This window comes from Pseudomonas rhodesiae, from assembly GCF_013285305.1.
GTDB classification, from domain to species: Bacteria; Pseudomonadota; Gammaproteobacteria; order Pseudomonadales; family Pseudomonadaceae; genus Aquipseudomonas; species Aquipseudomonas rhodesiae.
This window is the reverse complement of the sequence record NZ_CP054205.1, coordinates 3,206,981-3,226,716: the sequence shown is the minus strand read 5'-3', so window position 1 is coordinate 3,226,716 and position 19,736 is coordinate 3,206,981. Positions and strand designations below refer to the sequence as shown.

At 61.7% G+C, this 19,736-nt stretch carries 14 protein-coding genes; all 14 read right to left on the bottom strand.

The annotated features are described in order from the left end of the window. Window position 1: 1 nt before the first annotated feature. A complete protein-coding gene (gene glgX, locus HRH33_RS14610) occupies window positions 2-2,161 on the bottom strand; it encodes a glycogen debranching protein GlgX (protein WP_047883020.1) in 2,160 nt (719 codons plus the stop codon). 137 nt (window positions 2,162-2,298) lie between these two features. Beyond that, complete coding sequence (locus HRH33_RS14605; RefSeq protein ID WP_034098099.1) at window positions 2,299-2,565, bottom strand: DUF2934 domain-containing protein; 267 nt, start codon at window positions 2,563-2,565, stop codon at window positions 2,299-2,301. A 24-nt stretch (window positions 2,566-2,589) separates the two neighbouring features. After that, on the bottom strand, window positions 2,590-5,346 hold the full coding sequence (locus HRH33_RS14600; RefSeq protein ID WP_167417065.1) for a malto-oligosyltrehalose synthase: 2,757 nt from the start codon (window positions 5,344-5,346) through the stop codon (window positions 2,590-2,592). Next, window positions 5,343-7,427, bottom strand: coding sequence for a 4-alpha-glucanotransferase (gene malQ, locus HRH33_RS14595; RefSeq protein WP_167417066.1), 2,085 nt, complete (start codon window positions 7,425-7,427; stop codon window positions 5,343-5,345). Before malQ ends, HRH33_RS14600 begins: the two co-directional genes overlap by 4 nt. Next, a complete protein-coding gene (treZ, locus tag HRH33_RS14590; RefSeq protein WP_123479854.1) occupies window positions 7,424-9,169 on the bottom strand; it encodes a malto-oligosyltrehalose trehalohydrolase in 1,746 nt (581 codons plus the stop codon). The genes malQ and treZ overlap by 4 nt, the downstream gene beginning before the upstream one ends. Before the next feature lie 19 nt (window positions 9,170-9,188). Next, window positions 9,189-10,742, bottom strand: a complete 1,554-nt coding sequence (gene glgA / locus HRH33_RS14585) for a glycogen synthase GlgA (protein WP_080758739.1) — start codon at window positions 10,740-10,742, stop codon at window positions 9,189-9,191. 535 nt (window positions 10,743-11,277) lie between these two features. Continuing rightward, window positions 11,278-12,231, bottom strand: coding sequence for a D-2-hydroxyacid dehydrogenase family protein (locus HRH33_RS14580; RefSeq protein WP_167417067.1), 954 nt, complete (start codon window positions 12,229-12,231; stop codon window positions 11,278-11,280). A 24-nt stretch (window positions 12,232-12,255) separates the two neighbouring features. After that, entirely contained in the window at window positions 12,256-13,257 is a 1,002-nt protein-coding gene (locus HRH33_RS14575) for an alpha/beta fold hydrolase (RefSeq protein WP_167417068.1), read from the bottom strand. A gap of 45 nt (window positions 13,258-13,302) precedes the next feature. Beyond that, window positions 13,303-13,746: a YqaA family protein gene (locus HRH33_RS14570; protein WP_173603515.1), complete on the bottom strand. Its 444-nt coding sequence runs from the start codon at window positions 13,744-13,746 to the stop codon at window positions 13,303-13,305. Window positions 13,747-13,749: 3 nt separating this feature from the next. Beyond that, window positions 13,750-14,196, bottom strand: a complete 447-nt coding sequence (locus HRH33_RS14565; RefSeq protein WP_034138247.1) for a DUF411 domain-containing protein — start codon at window positions 14,194-14,196, stop codon at window positions 13,750-13,752. A gap of 80 nt (window positions 14,197-14,276) precedes the next feature. Beyond that, complete coding sequence (locus tag HRH33_RS14560; RefSeq protein WP_040268434.1) at window positions 14,277-14,735, bottom strand: SRPBCC family protein; 459 nt, start codon at window positions 14,733-14,735, stop codon at window positions 14,277-14,279. An 89-nt stretch (window positions 14,736-14,824) separates the two neighbouring features. After that, window positions 14,825-16,819 carry a methyl-accepting chemotaxis protein gene (locus tag HRH33_RS14555; protein WP_167417069.1) on the bottom strand — a complete coding sequence of 665 codons (1,995 nt, stop codon included), beginning with the start codon at window positions 16,817-16,819 and terminating at the stop codon, window positions 14,825-14,827. Window positions 16,820-17,000: 181 nt separating this feature from the next. Further along, window positions 17,001-18,566 carry a M91 family zinc metallopeptidase gene (locus HRH33_RS14550; protein ID WP_243269804.1) on the bottom strand — a complete coding sequence of 522 codons (1,566 nt, stop codon included), beginning with the start codon at window positions 18,564-18,566 and terminating at the stop codon, window positions 17,001-17,003. A gap of 131 nt (window positions 18,567-18,697) precedes the next feature. After that, window positions 18,698-19,693: an aldo/keto reductase gene (locus tag HRH33_RS14545; RefSeq protein WP_167417070.1), complete on the bottom strand. Its 996-nt coding sequence runs from the start codon at window positions 19,691-19,693 to the stop codon at window positions 18,698-18,700. Between the last annotated feature and the right edge of the window lie 43 nt (window positions 19,694-19,736).

Sequence of the window (19,736 nt, the reverse complement as noted above, 5' to 3'; positions counted from 1 at the left end):
TTCACACCTCGTCGTCGCGCTGCAATTCGAACAGCAGCAGTGAGCGGCCGGTTACGGCGTACTCGTGATCGAAGTTAAAGCGCTCCTGAGCCTTGATGGTCGTGTCGTTGGTGTCCAGCAGGCAGGTCCAGAACTCACCTTCGGGCACCGGCGGCAGGCGGAAATTGACCATGTCGTGGTGGGCATTGACCACCAGCAACAAGGTAGCGTCGGCGCCGGCGCGGCGGATACCGGTTTCCTGAGCGCGGCCATCCATCAACATGCCCAGGCAACGACCATTGCTGTCCTGCCATTGCTCGGTGCTCATTTCGTTGCCATCCGGCGCCAGCCAGGTGACGTCTTTCACGCCGATGTCTTCGTTGTAATCGCCCACCAGGAAGCGGCCACGACGCAGGATCGGATAGGCCAGGCGCAGCTTGATCAAGCGCTTGACGAACTTGAGCAGGGCTTTGCCGTCGTCATCCAGATCCCAGTTGACCCAACCGATCTCGCTGTCCTGGCAATAGGCGTTGTTATTGCCGTGCTGGGTGCGGGCGAACTCGTCACCGGCGACGATCATCGGCGTGCCTTGGGCCAGCAGCAGGGTGGCGAAGAAGTTACGCATCTGGCGCAGGCGCAGGGCGTTGATTTCCGGGTCGTCGGTAGGGCCTTCGACGCCATGGTTCCAGGACAGGTTGTTATTGCTGCCGTCTTGGTTGTTTTCGTCGTTGGCTTCGTTGTGCTTGTCGTTGTACGACACCAAATCGTGCAGGGTGAAACCGTCGTGGGCGGTGATGAAGTTCACCGAACTGTACGGCCGGCGACCGCGATGGTTGAACATTTCGCCCGATGCTGTCATACGCCCGGCGAAGTCCGCCAATTGGCCGTCGTCGCCTTTCCAGAAGGCGCGCACGGTATCGCGGAAACGGTCGTTCCATTCGACCCAGCCCGGTGGGAAGTTACCCACTTGGTAGCCGCCTGGGCCGCAGTCCCAGGGTTCGGCGATCATTTTCAGTTGGCGCAGTATCGGATCCTGACGGCAGGCCACAAGGAAGCTGTGGCGCTCGTCGAAACCGTCGCGATAACGCCCGAGAATCGTCGCCAGGTCGAAGCGGAAACCGTCCACGTGCATTTCCGTGGCCCAGTAGCGCAGCGAGTCGGTGACCATTTGCAGCACGCATGGGTGGCTGAGGTCGAGGGTGTTGCCGGTGCCGGAATCGTTGATGTAGAAGCGCTTGTCATCGGGCATCAGGCGATAGTAGGAGGCGTTGTCGATGCCGCGCATGGACAGGGTCGGGCCACGCTCGTTGCCTTCGGCGGTGTGGTTGTAGACCACGTCGAGGATCACTTCCAGCTTCTGCTCGTGCAGGTGCGCGACCATCTCCTTGAACTCGGCGATCTTGCCGCTGGCCAGGTAGCGTGGGTCGGGGGCGAAGAACGCGATGCTGTTGTAACCCCAATAGTTGGTCATGCCTTTTTCCAGCAGATGCTGGTCATTGACGAAGGCGTGCACCGGCAGCAGCTCGACCGAGGAGATCCCCAGTTGGCGAATATGCTTGAGCACATCGTCTTCCATCAGGCCGGCGCAGGTGCCACGCACCGATTCGCCCACGGACGGGTGACGCATGCTGATGCCGCGCAGGTGGGTTTCATAAATGATCGTGCGGTCCCATGGCACCCGCACCGGCTGGTCGTTGCCCCAGGTATGGGCCGGGTCGATCACCTTGCACTTGGGCACGAAGGGCGCACTGTCGCGTTCGTCGAAGCTCAGGTCGTCATCCGGGTGGCCGATGGTGTAGCCGAACAGCGCTTCGGACCATTTGAGTTCGCCCACCAACTGCTTGGCGTAGGGGTCGATCAGCAATTTGTGATGGTTGAAGCGGTGACCGTTGGCCGGATCGTAAGGGCCGTATACGCGGTAGCCGTAAATCAGCCCAGGGTGGGCGTCGGGCAGGTAACCGTGGAAGATTTCATCGGTGTATTCCGGCAGCTCGATGCGCTCCAGTTCGACTTCGCCGCTGTCGTCGAACAGGCACAGTTCGACCTTGGTGGCGTTGGCTGAGAACAGCGCAAAGTTGACGCCCAGGCCATCCCAGGTGGCGCCGAGGGGGAAGGGCAAACCTTCACGAATCCGCGACGGCTCATTGCCCGGCGTCGATGGGGTTTTATCCGGTTTGCTCATGGTGGTGTTGCTCCTGCAAGGGGTCTTTTTTCGGGCCGAGAGCGGCCGTGCTGACGAATTTTCAGCGGACGAGATCAAGTGTGAAGTTAAACCCCCGCCGACAGCGTCGGCGGGAGGGTTGGGCGTCGAAAGGCTGGTTACGGCTTGGGCTTTTTCGGCGCCGCAGGTTTCTTGGTCGCCGGTGCGGCGGGCTTGCTTGCTGCCGCAGCGGGCTTGGGCTTTGCCGCAGGCTTGGCGGTGGCTTTAGGCTTGGCGGCCGGCTTGGGCTTGCTCGGCGTCAAGGCTTCGGATTCGGCCAGCTTGCGCGCCATCTCCCAATGACGTGCGTCCTGACCATGGGGCTTGCCCTCGGACTCCCAGATCTGATGCGCCAATTCGCGGATACGTTTGTCTTCAGTGCTCATCGCAATGCTCCTCACAGAAAATGTTCAGCTTTCTTGATCATCAGAATTGATAAAGACATTGACCGGGAATTCCCCCAGGGCAGTGCTGATCAACAGCTCCTTGTCTGGTGTGACTGCGCCCGTTTGAAAAAGTCCCTTCCAGTTTTGCGTTGACGCGGCGAACGGTAATTTCACCCGGGTATCGCCCCAAACCTGCGCAGGAATCCGGGGCTGCACACCGTTTTCAAGCAGCGCATGGGACCAGCGTGGCACCACCACCACCAGTTGTTTGCCCTGGTGTTCGCGGCTGAACGCCACCACGCGGTCGGCGTGTTGACCGAGTACCTCCAGCGGTGTGTAGCTGCCGTGGCGGAACAGTTCGGGCTGGGCGCTGCGCAAGCCCAACACCTGGGCAATCAACGCCTGCTTGATGCGCCCGTCGTACCAGTGGGTCAGCAGTTGATCGGTGCCCGACGGGGTGTTCAGCGCTTGTTGCCGTGCGTTGAAGTCCACCGGACGACGGTTGTCCGGGTCCACCAGGCTGAAGTCCCAGAACTCGGCGCCCTGGTACAAGTCCGGTACACCCGGCACCGTCATGCGAAGCAAGGTTTGCGCCAGTCCATTCAGGGCGCCGGCCGGGGCGATGGCTTGAGCTGCGGCGGCAATCGCGGTGCGCAAAGGGCGACCGGCTTCGGTCAACAGCAGGCGCGACAGGAAGGCTTCGACCGCTTGTTCATAAGCTTCGTTGGGCGCGCTCCAGCTGCTTTGCAACTTGGCTTCGCGCAGGGCTTTTTGTTGCCATTGCCACAGGCGTTGTTGGTAAGTCTCCAGCGACGCGCCAGGGTCCAGATCCAGTGGCCAACTGCCCACCAGCACTTGATAGAGGATCAGCTCATCACCGGCCGACGGCGCGCAGGCATCGTCGCGCAGCGGGGCGGCCAGACTGCGCCACTGTTCAACTTGAGCCACATACCACGGCGCGCACTCACTGAGCACCGCCAGGCGCGCACGGGTGTCTTCGCCGCGTTTGTGGTCATGGGTCGCGGTGGCCAGCAGGTTGTCCGGGAACGCCAGCAGGCGCTGTTGGTTGACCTGATGGAAGTCGGCCAACGGCGCACTGAATTGCTCGGTACTGAAACCCACATCGTTACGCGACAGCAGCACCGCCGAACGATAGAACGCGGTGTCTTCCACGGCCTTGGCGGCGGCGGGGGAAGTCAGCTGCTGGAAGCGCACGCAGGCATGTTTGAGAATCTTGCGCTCGCGCCCCACCGGGCGATCACGCCACGGCTGGCCGCCGAGCCATTTTTGCAGGTGCTCAAGCACCGGCCAGTCGCCTTCGCTCAACGTGCTGCGCGCGCCGTCCATGGCCTGTTGGAACACCTTGTCATCGGCGGCGCTGCGGCCACGGGCGCTGATGTAGGTGCGGTACACCGGGAAGTGCACGATCAACTCCTGCAATGCACGGCGGATGGCGCCGAGGGTGAAGTCGCGGGTCATTACGTCGTCGCGCGCCACTTGCAGCAGCGCCTGGGCCACGCTTTCGAAATCGCCGCCCAGGGAGCCGTTGAGGATCTGTTGGCGTGCCAGGCGGGCCTCTTCGATAAACGCCGCAGGCCGCTCGCTCAGGCGCGTCCACAGCTCGGCCAGGGGCTCGAAGCCTTCGGGCTGGTGCTGCAACAGCGACAGCTGATTCATGAATTCGTAGCCCGTGGTGCCGTCCACTTGCCAGTCTTCGCGCAGGGTTTCGCCTTCGCCGAGGATCTTCTCGACAAAAATCGGCAGGTGCCGCTCAGGGGACAAGGTGTCGACCCGACGGCGCAGCTTGCGGCAATAACCGCGCGGGTCGGCCAGGCCATCGATATGGTCGATGCGCAGGCCATCCACCAGGCCTTGGCTGATCAGCTCGAAAATTTTGCCGTGGGTGGCTTCGAACACCGCGCTGCGCTCTACGCGCAGGCCGCCCAATTCATTGACGTCGAAGAAGCGCCGCCAGTTGATATCGTCCGCCGCCGTGCGCCAGCTGGCCAGGCGATAGGCTTGCTGCTCCAAGAGTTGATGCAGGCGTTCGAAGCCCTCGGCTTGGCGACCGTCAAACTGGGCCAAGCGCTGCTCGATGGCCGGCAGTACCTCGGTGGCCCTCTCGGCCAGGGCCTGTTTGAGCCAGGCGGCTTCGGCGTAGGCATCGTCCTGATAGGCCAGGGCAGCGAAACGGTCCGCCAGTGGTTTGAGCGGTTCGTCGTTGCCCAGAATCAACGCGTAATCCCGTGGGCAGATCGGGAAGCGATGTTCGTAATGCTCGACGTAGAACGATCCGTGGTCAGCCTCGAAATGCAGGGTCAAGGTGCCACTTTGCAGGGCTTCGCCGTAGTCGCTGCCCAGGAACGGCATCAGCAATTGGCCTTTGAGCAGCGGGTCGGGAGAGTGCCACTGGATATCGAAAAATTCGCTGTAGGGGCTCAAACGCCCCCATTCGAGCAGGTCCAGCCACCAAGGGTTATCGGCGCCGCCCACGGCCATGTGGTTAGAAACGATATCCAGAATCAGGCCCATGTCGTGTTCACGCAGGGCCGCGACCAGACGGCGCAACGCGTCCTCACCGCCCAGTTCAGGGTTGACCCGGGTCGGGTCGACCACGTCGTAACCGTGCATGGAGCCGGCGCGCGCGCTGAGCAACGGCGAGGCATACAGGTGGCTGATACCCAGTTGGGCAAAATACGGCACCAGCGGCACCGCATCGTCCAGGGTGAAACCTTTATGGAATTGCAGGCGCTGAGTGGCGCGCAAGGGCAGTGCTTTCATCGGTCACGCTCATAGGCTTGGTTACGCGCGACGGCCAGCAGTTCGAGGCGACGCGCGGCGCCGGCGTTGTCGAGCAGGCTCGCGGCCTCGCCCGGCAGGCGGCGGCGCCAATTGGGATGGGTATCGGTGGTGCCGGGCAGGTTGGCTTGTTCTTCGATGCCCAGGGCATCCTCCAGCGGCAACAGCACCAGGGGCGCGCGGGTGTGGCCCAGGTAGCGCACGCTGGCGTCGATTATATGGTCGGTTTCGTTGCGGATCTCATCGACGAAGTTCTGCGGGTCCTGGCTCAGGGCTTGGCGCAGCGCCTGGCGTTCGCGCAGGCGATGTTCGCTCCATTGCTCCACGGTGGGCGCGTCGATAAGGCCGAGCTGGATATTCCATTCGATGTCGCGGCTGTGCCACCAACCATTGAGGGTCGGCAGGTCGTGGGTGCTGGTGGTGGCGAGGGCGTTGTCGGGCCAGTCGAGGATCGGCTTGAACTGGCCGTCGTGGCCTTGTTCGAACAGCAGCACACGCATACCGAGTATGGAGCGGCCGATGAGTTTTTCGCGCAGGCCGTCCGGCACGGTGCCCAAGTCTTCGCCTAGCACAATGGCCTGGTGACGATGGGACTCCAGCGCAAGCAGACGCAGCATATCGTCCACTGGGTAATACAGGTACGCGCCTTCTTTGGGCGAGGCGTCCATGGGGATCACCCACAGGCGTTGCAGGCCCATGACATGGTCGATGCGCAAGCCGCCGGCATGGGCGAAGTTGGCCCGCAGCATTTCTATAAACGCACGGAAGCCATGGCGCTTGAGGCCCTCGGGGGAGAACGCGGAAATCCCCCAGCCCTGGCCGGCACGGTTGAGGATGTCGGGCGGCGCCCCCACGGTGAGGTCGGCCAGCAACTCGTCCTGGCGACTCCAGGCCTGGCTGCCGCCGCCGTCGGCGCCCACCGCCAGATCAGCGATCAGGCCAACCCCCATGCCACTGCCACGGGCCGCTTGTTGGGCGCGCTCCAGGCAACGCGCGATCAGCCACTGGGCAAAGGCGTAGAAGCCGACCTCTTCGCGGTGCTCTTCGGCAAATGTTGCCAGCGCCGGGCTTTGCGGGGTGCGCCACTCTGCGGGCCAGTGGCGCCAGTCGAGGCTTTCACCAGCGGCAGCGCGCATGGCTTGCACCGCTTCGAAGCGGCAATGGTTTTCCAGGGCCTCGCCGCCGGTCTGACGGAAACTCAGGAAGTCAGCATGTTGCGGGTGATGGCCGTGGCGGAAATCTTCATACAGCGCACGCAGCAAACGCTGCTTGGCCTGGGCGGCGGCAGGCCAGTCGATCAGGTCGAGTTGTTCGAGGTCGTGCAGCTCATCGGCGATGCCCAGGGCTTCGATGGCATTGCGCACTTCGCGCTCGCCGAGGATGCAGGCCGGCGAAGCGTACAGGCTGTTAAGAAACAGCCGACTCGACGGCGAATACGGGCTGTATCGCTGCGGGTCGGCGCTGAACATCGCGTGCATCGGGCTGATGGCCAGGGCATCGGCGCCCCGCTCGGCGGCTGCGCGGGCCAGGTGTTCCAGGGCCAGGGTGTCACCAAAGCCACCATCGTTGAGGCGGCGCAGGCTATAGAGTTGCGCACTGATGCCCCAAGCGCGGGCGGGTTGGCAGTCCACCGCTTCGGCCACGCTGTAGCAGTGGGTGGGGGCCACGGCCAGGGTGAACGTCTGGTCGTTGATCTGCACTTGGTGATAACCCAAGGCAATCACGCCGGGCAGCACCGCGTTGCCGTCCAGCCGCAGCTCCAGGGTTTCGCCTTGCTCCAAGTGCACGCGGCACAGGGTATCTGGTTCGAAATAGCGTGCCAGGTCCAAGCTCTCACCGCTGTCGACGGTCAACAACGGCGGCAGATGCTTGCTCTGCTGGGCCTGTTCCAGTTCGTCCAGGCTGGCTTCGATTTCGGCATCAGTGTCGGCCGGGTGGCCAAGACCTTTGAGCACCGCGCGCAGGGCGTCGGGTTGTACGTGTTGCGGGCGGCCGTTGGCGTCGATCCAATCGACGGCCAGGCCCGCGCGGCTGGCGAGGATTTCCAGTTTCGCTTCGCTCAAGGGTGTTCTCCAGCAGGGGATAGGGTGACGCGTGCGCTGTACGGCGGCAGGTGTGTGCCGTCGCCGGCGGGCGTTGCAAAAATCAGGTGCGGCGCCGTGGAATGTTCCAAGGCAGTGGCACTGAGGTTCAGATCGATCTGCAACACGCTGCCGTTACCCAGACGCCAGCGCGCGCTGACCGCTGCGTCGCCAAGTACCTGGGCACCCAGCGCCACACTGCCAGGCAGGTGCGGGACGATATGGCGATGACGCAGGCTCAACAGCTCGCGGTAAAACGCCACATGGTCTTGGTCGGCCAGGGTTGGCATGGACTGTTGCAAGGTCGACAGCGCATTCGGGTCCGGGATGTGTTCGCGGCGTTCAGGGTCCTGGAACGCGGCAAAGTCGGCAAATTCATTGCGCCGACCTTCACGCACCGCTTCGGCCAGCTCGCCGTGATGGTCGGTGAAGAACAGGAACGGCTCGGCGGCGTTGGCTTCGTCGCCCATAAACATCAACGGAATCATTGGCGACAGCAGCAGCAGGGCGGTGGCGGCCTTGAGCGCCTGGGGCGGGCAAAGCTGGTGCAGACGTTCGCCGAGGGCGCGATTGCCGATCTGGTCGTGGTTTTGCAGAAACGCAACGAAAGCAGTCGGCGGCAGACCACCGCTCGGCTCGCCGCGGGCATGGCCATGGCGAGTGGTGTCGCCCTGGTAGATAAACCCTTCACCCAGGCACCTTGCCAGTTTGGCGGTAGGGTCTTGGGCAAAGTCGCTGTAGTAGGCATCGGTTTCGCCGGTCAGCAGGACGTGCAACACATTGTGGAAGTCGTCGTTCCACTGCGCGTCGAAATCGTGCTTGAGCAGGCTGGCCTGATTCAGTTCGTTTTCCAGCACCAGCCACACATGACGGCCGGTATCGACCTGCTGGCGCACGCGCTGCGCCAGTTCCTGCAAGAAACCGGGGTTATCGATGGCGTGCACGGCGTCCAGGCGCAGGCCGTCGAAACGGTATTCGAGCAACCACATCAGGGCGTTATCAAGAAAAAAGTCCCGCACTTCACGGCGCTCGAAATCAATGCCGGCGCCCCACGGGGTGTGCACGTCTTCCTGGAAGAAACTTGCCGCGTACTGGCCCAGGTAGTTGCCATCGGGGCCGAAGTGGTTGTAGACCACGTCAAGGATCACCGCCAGGCCGTGTTCGTGGGCGCTGTCGATTAAGTGTTTAAGTTGTTCCGGGGTGCCGTAGGACGAGTGCGGGGCATACGGCAGTACGCCGTCATAGCCCCAGTTACGTTCGCCAGGGAACTGCGCCAAGGGCATCAGTTCAATGGCGGTCACGCCCAACTCGGCCAGGCGCGGTAGGTGTTGCTCGACGTTGGCGTACCCCCCCAGGGCGCCGACGTGCAATTCGTAGATCACCGCCTCGTGCCAGGGGCGGCCTTGCCAGTTGGGCTGGCGCCAGTGGTAGGCCAGTGGGTCGACCACCAGGCTCCAACCGTGAACGTCCGAGGCCTGGGCCCTGGACGCTGGATCGGGCACATCCTGCTCCCCGTCGATGTTGTAGCGATACCGGGTGCCCGCCGGGCACTTGATTTCAACTTCGAACCATCCATCGGCCTGGGGCAGCATGGCGATGGATTTACCGTTTTCCAATTCAACGCTGACATAAAACGCGTCTGGCGCCCACAAGGCGAAACGCGTGTGTTGCGCGTCCAGCATGATTGCGCCGTGGGGCCAGGTTTCCAGAGTCCGTAACGGCATCTATAGAGACCTCCCTTGATTATTTAGCTGATTTCCCCAGGGCCTTGGCCACCAGTTGTTCGTAGAGTTCGGCGTAGGGTTCGACCGCCTGGGTCCAGTTGAACGGCTGGGTCATGGCGCGGCAGCGCATGGCGTTGAGCAGGCCGGGGTAGGCGAACACATTGAAGGCGCGGGTGAGGGCGGCTTTGTAGCTGTCCACCGTGGATTCGTTGAACAGGAACCCAGTGACGCCGTCTTCGATGGTGTCCGCCAGCCCGCCGGTGTTGCGCGCCACTGGCAATGAGCCGAAGCGCTGCGCGTACATCTGGCTCAGGCCGCATGGCTCGTAACGCGATGGCATCAGCAGGAAATCGCTGCCGGCGAACATTCGCCGTGCGTCGGTTTCGTTAAAGCCGATGCGCACGCCGATCTGGCCGGGGAAACGCAGGGCCAGCTCGCGCATGGCCTGTTCTTCTTCCGGCTCGCCGCGCCCGATAATCGCGATCTGGCCACCGTTCTCGACGATAAAGCTGGCAACCGCTTCGGTAAGGTCCAGACCCTTCTGGTACACCAAGCGCGAAACCACGGCGAACAGCGGGCCGGTGGAGTCATGCAGCCCGAACAGATTGCGCACATGGGCGGCGTTGATCGCTTTGCCTTCCCAGTCACCGATATTGAAGTTGTGGGTCAGGTGCGTGTCGGTGGACGTTTCCCAGCTCTCATCAATGCCGTTGGGAATGCCGCTGAGCAAGCCTTGCTGGGTCTTGGCGGCGAGGAAACCGTCGAGGCCGCAGCCGAATTCGGGGGTAGTGATTTCCTGAGCGTAAGTGGCACTCACCGTGGTGATGTGGCTGGAGTACGCCATGCCGGCCTTGAGGAACGACATTTTGCCGTAGAACTCCATGCCTTCCTGCTGCAGTGCGTGGGGCGGAATCCCCAGCTCCGGCGTGGAAGCCAGGCTGACCACGCCCTGGTAGGCCAGGTTATGAATGGTGAACAACGTCGGCGTGCGTGAACCACGCCAGTGCATGTACGCCGGGGCCAGGCCAGCGGGCCAGTCGTGGGCGTGCACCAGGTCCGGGCACCAGTGGATCTGCGCCAGGTTGGCGGCGATATCGGCGGCGGCCAGGCCCAGGCGGGCGAAACGGATATGGTTGTCCGGCCAGTCGCGACCGTTGTTGGCGCCGTAAGGCGTGCCCTCGCGCTCATAGAGCTCGGGGCAGATCAACACGTAGATGACCAGGCCATCCTTGAGGTCCATGCGCCCAATCTTGCACGGCGGCAGCGCGGCGTGGCCACCCAGTTCGCCGATGATATGGATCGGGTTATCGCTTTCCATCACCTGCGGGTAACCAGGGATCAACACGCGCACATCATGCAGATGCGCCATGGCGCGAGGCAGGGCGGCGGATACGTCGCCCAGGCCGCCGGTCTTCACCAGATCGGCGAATTCCGAGGTAACAAACAGTACTTTCTTTCGGTTGGGGTTGAAACTGGACACCGGCCGCACCGTGTTGAGGTCGACCAAAGAGGTCGACCCGCCAACTGGCTGACTAACACGCTCTCCCTGAATACTTACTGCGGCACTGATCATAGTTCTCTCCACGTGTTGGTCGGCTAATGGCCCGCTGCCAGTAGCTCCGATGACCGCATCCTGCGGCCAGGCGCACAAGCGCATGACAAATCTGGCAAGGCGTATGCCAGTTGCACGGTTAGCGTTAAAAAGTTGGATAGACGGCAACCGGCGTAAACCGCACTGGCGCGCCTTACCTAAACCTGACCAATGGCAGAGTTGGAAAGTTTAGATTTTTTTCGCGGGGTTTTTGTTTTGGAAGGGACCCATCGGTCATCAGTCTAGGACAGATCCCAGACAGCGTAGGGTTTCTACATGAATTTTGTAGGACAAAAAACTTGTAACCTTATGCGATGCGGGAAAACCGCTGGCGGGCGGGAGTGTGATGGCACTTTGCACCTATTTGCCCCAGGCAAGACCGCATTCATTCGGTGGTTGAGCAGGCTTGCCCTGCGCTGGGCGACATCGTCGCCCCAAGAAAGGACCTGCGACCTATCTGATGCACCCTGTGCACCATTGGAGAGCGCTGCGCAGGCCTGCTCGCTCCACGACGCAGTCAACCCAGCAACCGTATTGGCGCGCCCCCGGCCCAGGCGATGATGTCTTCAATCATTTGCCCATAAAACTGCCGGTAGTTCTGCTCGCTGACATAACCCACATGAGGCGTGGCCAGCACATTGGACAGGTGCCGGAAAGGGTGATCGACGGGAAGTGGCTCCTGGCCATATACATCCAGCGCTGCGCCGGCTAAGCGGCCGGATTGCAATGCCTGGATCAGGGCCTGTTCATCGACGATCGGCCCGCGAGCGGTGTTAACGAGGCGCGCGCTCGGCTTCATCCAGGCCAAGGCTTGGGCATCCACCAGCCCCCGGCTACGTTCGCTGAGCACCAGATGGACGCTGAGGACATCGGCCTGCTCGAACAACTGCTGCTTGCTGACCCAGGTCACTCCCGCCGCAGCGGCGCGTTCCGGCGTGAGGTTCTGGCTCCAGGCGATCACGCGCATGCCGAACGCCTGGCCGAACCCGGCGACCTTCTGGCCGATGCTGCCCAGCCCGAGAATCCCCAGGGTCTTGCCGTGCAAGTCGCCACCCAGACCCAACTGCCAACCCCCGGCGCGTAGGGCATTGGCTTCGGCCAGCAGGTTGCGGGTGCAGGCCATGATCAGCGCCCAGGTCAGTTCCGGCGCGGCATGTTTATAGCTGTCGGTGCCGCACACCTGAATGCCCAGTGCCTGGGCGGCGCCGATATCAAGGGCGGCATTGCGCATGCCGCCGGTCACCAGCAGCTTGAGGCGCGGCAGGCCTTGCAGCAGGGCTTTGTCGAACACTGTGCGTTCGCGCATTACGCAAATCACTTCGAACCCTTGCAAGCGCTCGATCAGGGTCGTGGTATCCGCTGGGTAATCGTGGAGGAAATGCACCTGGCCCACGGTTGCCAGGGCCGACCAATCCACCACGTCAGCGGCGACTTGCTGCCAGTCATCAATCACAGCGATCTGTAGCGCCATTTACGCGTGCCTCCGAATGTTGGGTTAAAGGGCGTTCAAGCCCTGCAACAACGCTTGATGAAACCGCGCCGGTTCTTCCATTTGCGGCGCATGCCCCAAGCCCGGGAATTCGACCAGAGTGGCGTGGGGAATCAGCTTGGCGACTTGCTTGCCCAGCACGGCGTAGTTGCCGAGTTTGGCCTTGACCTCGGGCGGCGCCATCGCCTTATTGATCGCGGTGTTATCGGCGGTGCCGATCAGTAGCAAGGTCGGCACCTGTACGTCTTTGAATTCGTAATACACCGGCTGGGAATAAATCATGTCGTAGATCAGCGCCGAGTTCCACGCGACCCGTTTATGCCCGGGGCCGTTGCTCAAGCCGGCGTACATATCGACCCAACGCTCGTATTCCGGCTTCCAGCGCCCGACGTAATAAGTGTTGAGCTGGTACTGGCGGATGCTTTCGGCGCTGACTTTCAGCTCACGTTGGTACCACTGATCAACACTCAGGTACGGCACGCCGAGGGCTTTCCAGTCTTCCAGGCCGATGGGGTTGACCAGCGCCAGTTGCTCGGTCTGCGCGGGGTACATTAGCGCATACCGGGTGGCGAGCATGCCGCCAGTGGAGTGGCCGAGCAGGGTGGCCTTGGGGATGCCGAGTTTTTCCAGCAGTTGATGGGTGTTGAGCGCCAACTGCTGGAAGCTGTACTGGTAATGCTCCGGCTTGCTGGAGGTACAAAAGCCGATCTGGTCCGGGGCGATCACGCGGTAACCGGCATCACTCAGGGCCTTGATCGAGCCCTCCCAAGTGGCCGCGCAGAAGTTCTTGCCGTGCATCAGCACCACACTGCGCCCGTTGGGCTTGCCGCTGGCCGGCACGTCCATGTAGCCCATTTGCAGGGTTTTGCCTTGGGACTCAAAGCTGAAATGCGCAAGCGGATAGGGGTATTGAAAGCCCTGTAACTCGGGGCCGTAAGTCGCGGCGAGGGCGGGGACGCTGCTGGCCATGAACAGGCCGGCGATATAAAGGACGCGGTTTGGCGGCATGGTGTCGTCTCCTGAAGCAGGTGTTGGGATGCTGTTGCGAGAGGATTAACGCGGGATTAACACCCACTGCAAGGTAATTGCCGCCAGCACGCCATAGCGCAGACCTTTGGCCAAAGTGACCACCACCAGAAAACGCCACAGTGGTTCGCGCATCACACCGGCCACCAGGGTCAGCGGGTCGCCGATGATCGGCACCCAACTGAGCAGCAGGGTCCAGTGCCCCCAGCGTGCGTAGTGGCGACGGGCCGTTTGCAGTTGCCGCTCGTTGACCGGAAACCAGCGCCGCTGTTTGAAATGCTCCACCCAGCGGCCCAGCCACCAATTGACCAGCGAGCCCAGCACATTGCCCAGGGTGGCGACCGCCAACAACCACCACACGTTGTAGTGGCCGCTGAGCAGCAGGCCCACCAGTACGGCTTCCGATTGCAGGGGCAGCAGCGTCGCCGCACCGAACGCGGCGACGAACAGCCCCAGGTAACCCATCAGCACCGATCAGTGTGCCGGGTAATCGGCCACCACCTCATCCGTGCCGTCCCGGCGCAGTCCGATGACCTGGTAGGCATCGGCATGTCCGTCCATTTCCATGCCCGGCGAGCCCATGGGCATGCCCGGTGCGGCAACGCCCAGCAGGTCGTCGCGCTTGCGCAGCGCCAGCACCTGCTCGGCGGGCACATGGCCCTCAACGAACTTGCCGTCGATCACGGCGGTATGGCAGGAGTTCAGGCGCGGCGCCACGCCGAGGCGTTGTTTGACGGCGCTCATATCGGTTTCGACATGGTCATTGACCTTGAACCCATTGTTTTCCAGATGGCTGATCCACTTTTTGCAACAGCCGCAGTTGGCGTCACGGTGTACATCGATGGGGATCAGGTCGGCGGCTTGGGCCAGGGTAGTGGTGAAGAGGGCGGACAGCAGGGCCAATCGCAGTGGGGTTTTCATCGGAGTCTCATCCAATCGGGGCGATAAGCCCGGCATTCTCCGCGCTTTTACGGACGGGACGACAGTGTAATGTTTCTAAATTATACAAAGGGCGGATGTTCCAGGCGCTGCTTCAGACGGTCCAGGGCGATGGCCGACAGTTCGTGCATGCGCTCGTGCAAGGTCGCCAGTTGCAATTCGGTTTCGTAGGTCAGTACCCGTTTAAACAGCGTGCCGTCGCGAAACGGTTGCAGGAAGTAGTGGATCGAGCCGTCAACGGCCAGGGAGGTGAACACGCATTTGAATTCGTCGGGGCGCCGGGCGATCTGCACGCGGTAGCTCATGGGGACGCGTACGCCAAGCAGGTCGATCATCTCGGTAAAGCGTGAACCGGCACCCAAAGAGCCGCTGGTGCCGGTCTCTGCACCGAGGGAAGTGGGGTGCCATTCGTGCCAGCGGTCCGGTTGGGTTACGTAGTCATAGACAGTTTCAAGGGGGGCATTGATAAAGCGTTCCTGACTGATCCGCTCCAAGCGGACCGACTGCTCGACAGCGCGCATGACACACCTCCTGTGTGGCGGGAAGAAGTATCTCGAACTGTCAGAATAGTCTGACTCCCGTGCTTTGCACGGGAGTTCTCAAACGCTGCTCAACGGACTTTGAAGCGACTCATCAGGCTGATAACCCGGCCATTGGCTTCCAGCAGGCTCTGAGTATTGTTTTCGGTGGCGTGGCCGCTCTGCACCAGGTCTTCGACCATTTGTCGGATCTGCACCATGCTGCGGTTGATCTCCTCGGTCACCGCGCTTTGCTGTTCGGCGGCGGTGGCGATCTGGGTGCTGAGGCTGTGGATATGGCCGACGGAACCGGCCATTTCATCCAGGCCGGTGTTGACCCGCGCCGTCGCGTCCGCCGCCGATTGGCAACTGGACTGGGTATTTTCCATCGCGGTCACCGAGGAACTCACCCCCGTGGTCAATCGAGCGAGCATCTCGTTGATCTGGGAGGTGCTGGCCTGGGTGCGCGCGGCCAGGGCCCGCACTTCGTCGGCCACGACCGCAAAACCACGGCCTTGCTCGCCGGCCCGCGCTGCTTCGATGGCCGCGTTGAGCGCCAGCAGGTTGGTCTGGCCGGCAATCGCGCCGATCACTTCAAGGGTTTCGGTGATGCGCGCGGCGTCCTGGCGCATGTTTTCCACCGTGTGGGTGGCGCTGGCGACCTCGCCGATCAACGCGCCGACGCTGCTGGACGCTTCTCCCACCACCACGCGCGAGCGGTCGGCGTGTTCGTTGGCGCGCTGGGTGAACGCGGCGGTTTCGGCGGCGTTCTGTGCCACGGTCTCGGCAGTGGAACTCATCTCAGTGATGGCCGTGACGGTCTGATCGGTTTCCGAGGCATGACGCACCAGGATCTGGTTGGTCTGTGCCGAAGTCTGCTGCAATTGCTCAAGACCCGTGGACATGGCCGCGGTGGCCTGGGTCACTTCGCCGATCATATTTTGCAGGTAGACGATAAAGCGGTTGACGGAATGGCCGATGGCGCCCAGTTCGTCTTCGGCGCGGATGGTGATGCGCCGCGTCAGGTCGGCATCGCCGGTGGACAGCGCGTCGATATTGGCTTTCAGCGTCTTCATGCGCTGCACCAGTTTGCGGATCGCATACGCGGCCAGCAGCACCAGCAGCAATACCATGGGGATTTGCAGCAGGGCCAAAGTGCCGAGTACGTCATCGCGCTGCGCGGTGATCAACGAGGTGGGCAGGGCGGTGGCGAGGAACCACGGCGTACCTTCGATCGGGCGCATATAGAAGGTGCTGGCCACGCCGCCGTTATCGAACTCGCTGCGCTGCAAGCCTTGGTCGCGATGGGCCAGGGCTTTGCTGACCTGGGTGGCGAAGGCTGAGGAAGCGGTCAGTTCGCTGATGTTTTTCAACACCACCGGGCTGTTCAGGCGCGTGCTGTTGCTGATGATCTTGCCGTCGCCTTCGACGATCAGCATCTGCCCGCCGATGTCTTTTTCCTTGCTGGCCACCAGTTCGTTGAAGAAACCGAGGGTGACGTCAATCGTGGCCACGCCATAGGCCGCGCCATCGCGCTGGATCGCCATGGCGCAGTTGGTGCGTGGCTCTTGGCTGGCGTCGTCCTTGTAAGCGGCGGCCCAGGCGCATTGGCCACGCGGCGAGGCCAGGCCGCCCTTGTACCAGCTCTGGTCGTAATAGTTGGGGGCCGGGTCGCTGTTCCAGAAGGTATTGACCATCAGCTTGCCCGAGGCATCACGGTGCCAGAACGTGCTGTGCTTGTTGCGCCCTGGGGTGCGCTGGTTTGGCAGCGGCCAGATACCGCCGCCGAACACCTTCAGCTCACCGTACTGGTCGACCAGGCCAGGCAAGACCTTGTCGATGGCATCGCTGTCCAGCAGCGGGATGGTCTGGGTGATGCTGCGTTGCTGGGCCTGAACCTTGTTCAGCTCGCCCTGGATGGTTTTCGCCACCTCGTCGATGCGGTTGAGCACCACCTGCTCTTCGGTGTGGCGCAATGTCGGCGCGACCAACTGGCCGATGCCGACGATGGTCAACACGAATAACACCAGGACGAACAACACCAGAAACAGGGTATAGCGGGCTTGGATGGAGCGCAGTGGGGGCATGGGATCGTCCTTACGAAGCGTTTATTGTCGACGCGGCTTTGTTGGAGCTTCGTAGGGGTATCGGCTTGAGTACGATTAGCTTTAGGTACCATGGTGCCAATATCTGAGTACTGCAGCAGCGATGCGCTCTGCGCGCATCGCTGCTTTTAGGGTCTTCAGGATTGCCAGCAAGCAGGCAGGGCTACTGGCCGTCTCCTTGTGGGCTGGCCGGCCAATCATATTTGCGCCGCAACGGTTTACCCATTTCCGCATTCAATGCATTTTCAGTAAACGGTGCAGGATTGACTGTGTTCGGTGGGGTCGACGGATCGTTATCGAAGTCAAACGGGTTGCCGTCGTTTGGCACACCAATGGCCTGAAGTTCAATATTCTCGACCAACCCATTTTCCCCCGGCGACTCCTGGGTATGCCCTCGTAGACGAGTGCCGGTTGCGCCATTGTAGGCATGTACCATCTCATGGAAGAGTGCGGTTACAGGCACAACGGTGTTGTTGCGCTCGATGTTTTCGAGGATAGAGACCGGACCGTAATCAATCGTGGCCCGGTCGGCGTGGGCACCGGGCGTACCTTCTTTCGTTATGAAGCCTGCGATAGACTCGTCGCTGTTTTGGCGTTGTTCATCGGTCAATTCGTTCAGCTCAGTGCTGCCGAAGGCATAAAGGTTCTCTGCGAGGACAGCGGGAGTGATCGTGACGGGCCCGCGATTGACCACGGCCAGTTCGTCCATTTTTTTGAGCAAAGACTGGCCCGCTGGTGAACTGCGCAGGAACTCGAAGTCGTCGGCGAGCCCTTGTTCTAACTGCTGTATATGCTCATCCGTGGAGGTATTCTCCGGAACGCTGAGCGTGAATCCCTGGCTGCCGGCATTGCTGGGCTTGACCTCGGTGAAAGCTGAACCTCTGTCACGCGCGAAATGGTCGGTGGCTTTTGCGTAGATACGGTCATCGCGCTGGTTAAGCCAAAGGTGATCGTGGCCTTTACCCGTGTAAAAGGTAGTGCTGTCATAGCCCGTCAAATGATCGTCACCGTTACCGCCGTGCAGCACACTGTGGCCGCTGCCGGCGAGGAGTTCGTCGTTTCCGTTGCCACCGTCCAAGTAATTTTGCTTGGTCGAGGGGCCGAACCCGGCATAGAGGCGGTCATTGCCATTGTTGCCATAGATGACGTTATTTCCAGTGCCACCGATTATTGTGTCGTCGCCGTCGCCGCCAGCGGCGTACCCAAGGCCGCTGCCCAGGCGTATGAAATCGTCGCCTTTGCCACCAAACAACCGGGTTCGTCCGGCACCGGCTTGGATGTAGTCGTCGCCGTCACCTGAATCAATGCTCACACCAATCCCGAGGTCATCGTCGATGATGATGGTGTCGTCGCCGCTATTGGCGGTAATCCAAAGCTCTTGCCTCGGGTCTCGATTCTCTTTCATGTCGATTAAAAACGGCTTGCCGTTGATCAGGAATTGCAGCGTGTCGTGTGACCAGCGGCGCACATGGATGTGGTCGGGGTGACCTCCAGTTTCAACATCCAGCATATTAGTGAGCATCAACGGTTTTCCCTCGCTGTCCATAAACCAGTCAATGATCCTATTGATCTTAATGTCGCCGTCGCTGTGCAACGGGTAGGTTTTGCGGTTGACGATACCAAGCGTCAAATCGACCGGAGGTGCATAAGGATCGTTGTTTTCGGGCGAGCGAAGTGGGGTGGGGGGTGTTGTTACACAAGTTGGCTGTGCGTTAGCAGCAACTTTCATGGCATGTCCGTCCTTTAAGCACGAATTGGCGAACCTGATGGGATACCAGGTTTGCCGATACGTGGACGTTGCCTCGCAAACGTTCCGGCTGATAGGCCACATACTCGCCGCAAGATGTTGCTTGCTCTGTGTCAGATCTCCAACATCGCCATCACCGCCTCGGGGTAGCGCAGACCGGCAGTGGCGTCGGCGGGGAAAATCTCATCCAGGGCCGACAGCTCGGATGGGTTGAGCACGATGGACACCGCCGCCGCGTTTTCTTCCAGGTATTTGCGCTGTTTGGTGCCTGGGATCGGGATGATGTAGTCCCCTTGGGCCAATACCCAGGCCAAGGCCAGTTGCCCGGCGCTTACGCCCTTATCGGCGGCCAGGCTGCGCACGTGCTCGACCAATTGCAGATTCTTCGCGAAGTTATCCCCTTGGAAACGCGGGTTGGAGCGGCGGTAGTCATCGGCGCTGAAGTCATCCGGGCTTTGCAGCGTGCCGGTGAGAAAGCCGCGACCCAGCGGGCTATAAGGCACGAAGGCAATCCCCAGGCGCTGGCAGGCGGCGAGACAGCCGTTGGTTTCCTGGTCGCGGCTCCACAGCGAGTACTCGCTTTGCAGGGCGCTGATCGGGTGGACCTTATGCGCACGCTCCAGAGTGGTGGCCGACGCTTCGCTCAGGCCCAGGTAACGCACCTTGCCCTGTTTGACCAGCTCGGCCATGGCGCCGACGCTCTCTTCGATACTGACCTGCGGGTCGATGCGGTGTTGGTAGTAGAGGTCCAGGGTGTCGACGCCCAGGCGTTGCAAAGTGCCGTCGATGGACGCGCGGATGTACTCGGGGCTGCCGTCCACACCGCGCGAAGCGGGGGTGGCCGGGTCGCGGATAATGCCGAATTTGCTGGCCAGGAACACCTGGTCGCGCTTGCCGGCGAATGCCTTGCCCAGTAATTGCTCGTTGGTGTGCGGGCCGTACATATCGGCGGTATCGAAGAAGTTGATCCCCAGTTCCAAGGCGCGGTGCAGGGTGGCGATGGCTTCGCGGGTGTCGCTGCCGGGGCTGTAGAAATCGCTCATGCCCATGCAGCCAAGGCCGATGGCAGAGACGAGGGGACCGTGTGTGCCAAGTTGACGAGTGTGCATCTGTGGGACTCCTGAGTTGGGAAGGACTTCATTGTTACCCTCG

What these genes read in the sequence shown, in the direction of transcription:
- HRH33_RS14575 (WP_167417068.1), bottom strand. Translation starts at nt 13,257, where the DNA reads ATGCCGCCAAACCGCGTCCTTTATATCGCCGGCCTGTTCATGGCCAGC.
- HRH33_RS14555 (WP_167417069.1), bottom strand. Translation starts at nt 16,819, where the DNA reads ATGCCCCCACTGCGCTCCATCCAAGCCCGCTATACCCTGTTTCTGGTG.
- HRH33_RS14565 (WP_034138247.1), bottom strand. Translation starts at nt 14,196, where the DNA reads ATGAAAACCCCACTGCGATTGGCCCTGCTGTCCGCCCTCTTCACCACT.
- HRH33_RS14605 (WP_034098099.1), bottom strand. Translation starts at nt 2,565, where the DNA reads ATGAGCACTGAAGACAAACGTATCCGCGAATTGGCGCATCAGATCTGG.
- glgA (WP_080758739.1), bottom strand. Translation starts at nt 10,742, where the DNA reads ATGATCAGTGCCGCAGTAAGTATTCAGGGAGAGCGTGTTAGTCAGCCA.
- HRH33_RS14560 (WP_040268434.1), bottom strand. Translation starts at nt 14,735, where the DNA reads ATGCGCGCTGTCGAGCAGTCGGTCCGCTTGGAGCGGATCAGTCAGGAA.
- HRH33_RS14550 (WP_243269804.1), bottom strand. Translation starts at nt 18,566, where the DNA reads ATGAAAGTTGCTGCTAACGCACAGCCAACTTGTGTAACAACACCCCCC.
- glgX (WP_047883020.1), bottom strand. Translation starts at nt 2,161, where the DNA reads ATGAGCAAACCGGATAAAACCCCATCGACGCCGGGCAATGAGCCGTCG.
- treZ (WP_123479854.1), bottom strand. Translation starts at nt 9,169, where the DNA reads ATGCCGTTACGGACTCTGGAAACCTGGCCCCACGGCGCAATCATGCTG.
- HRH33_RS14600 (WP_167417065.1), bottom strand. Translation starts at nt 5,346, where the DNA reads ATGAAAGCACTGCCCTTGCGCGCCACTCAGCGCCTGCAATTCCATAAA.
- HRH33_RS14580 (WP_167417067.1), bottom strand. Translation starts at nt 12,231, where the DNA reads ATGGCGCTACAGATCGCTGTGATTGATGACTGGCAGCAAGTCGCCGCT.
- HRH33_RS14545 (WP_167417070.1), bottom strand. Translation starts at nt 19,693, where the DNA reads ATGCACACTCGTCAACTTGGCACACACGGTCCCCTCGTCTCTGCCATC.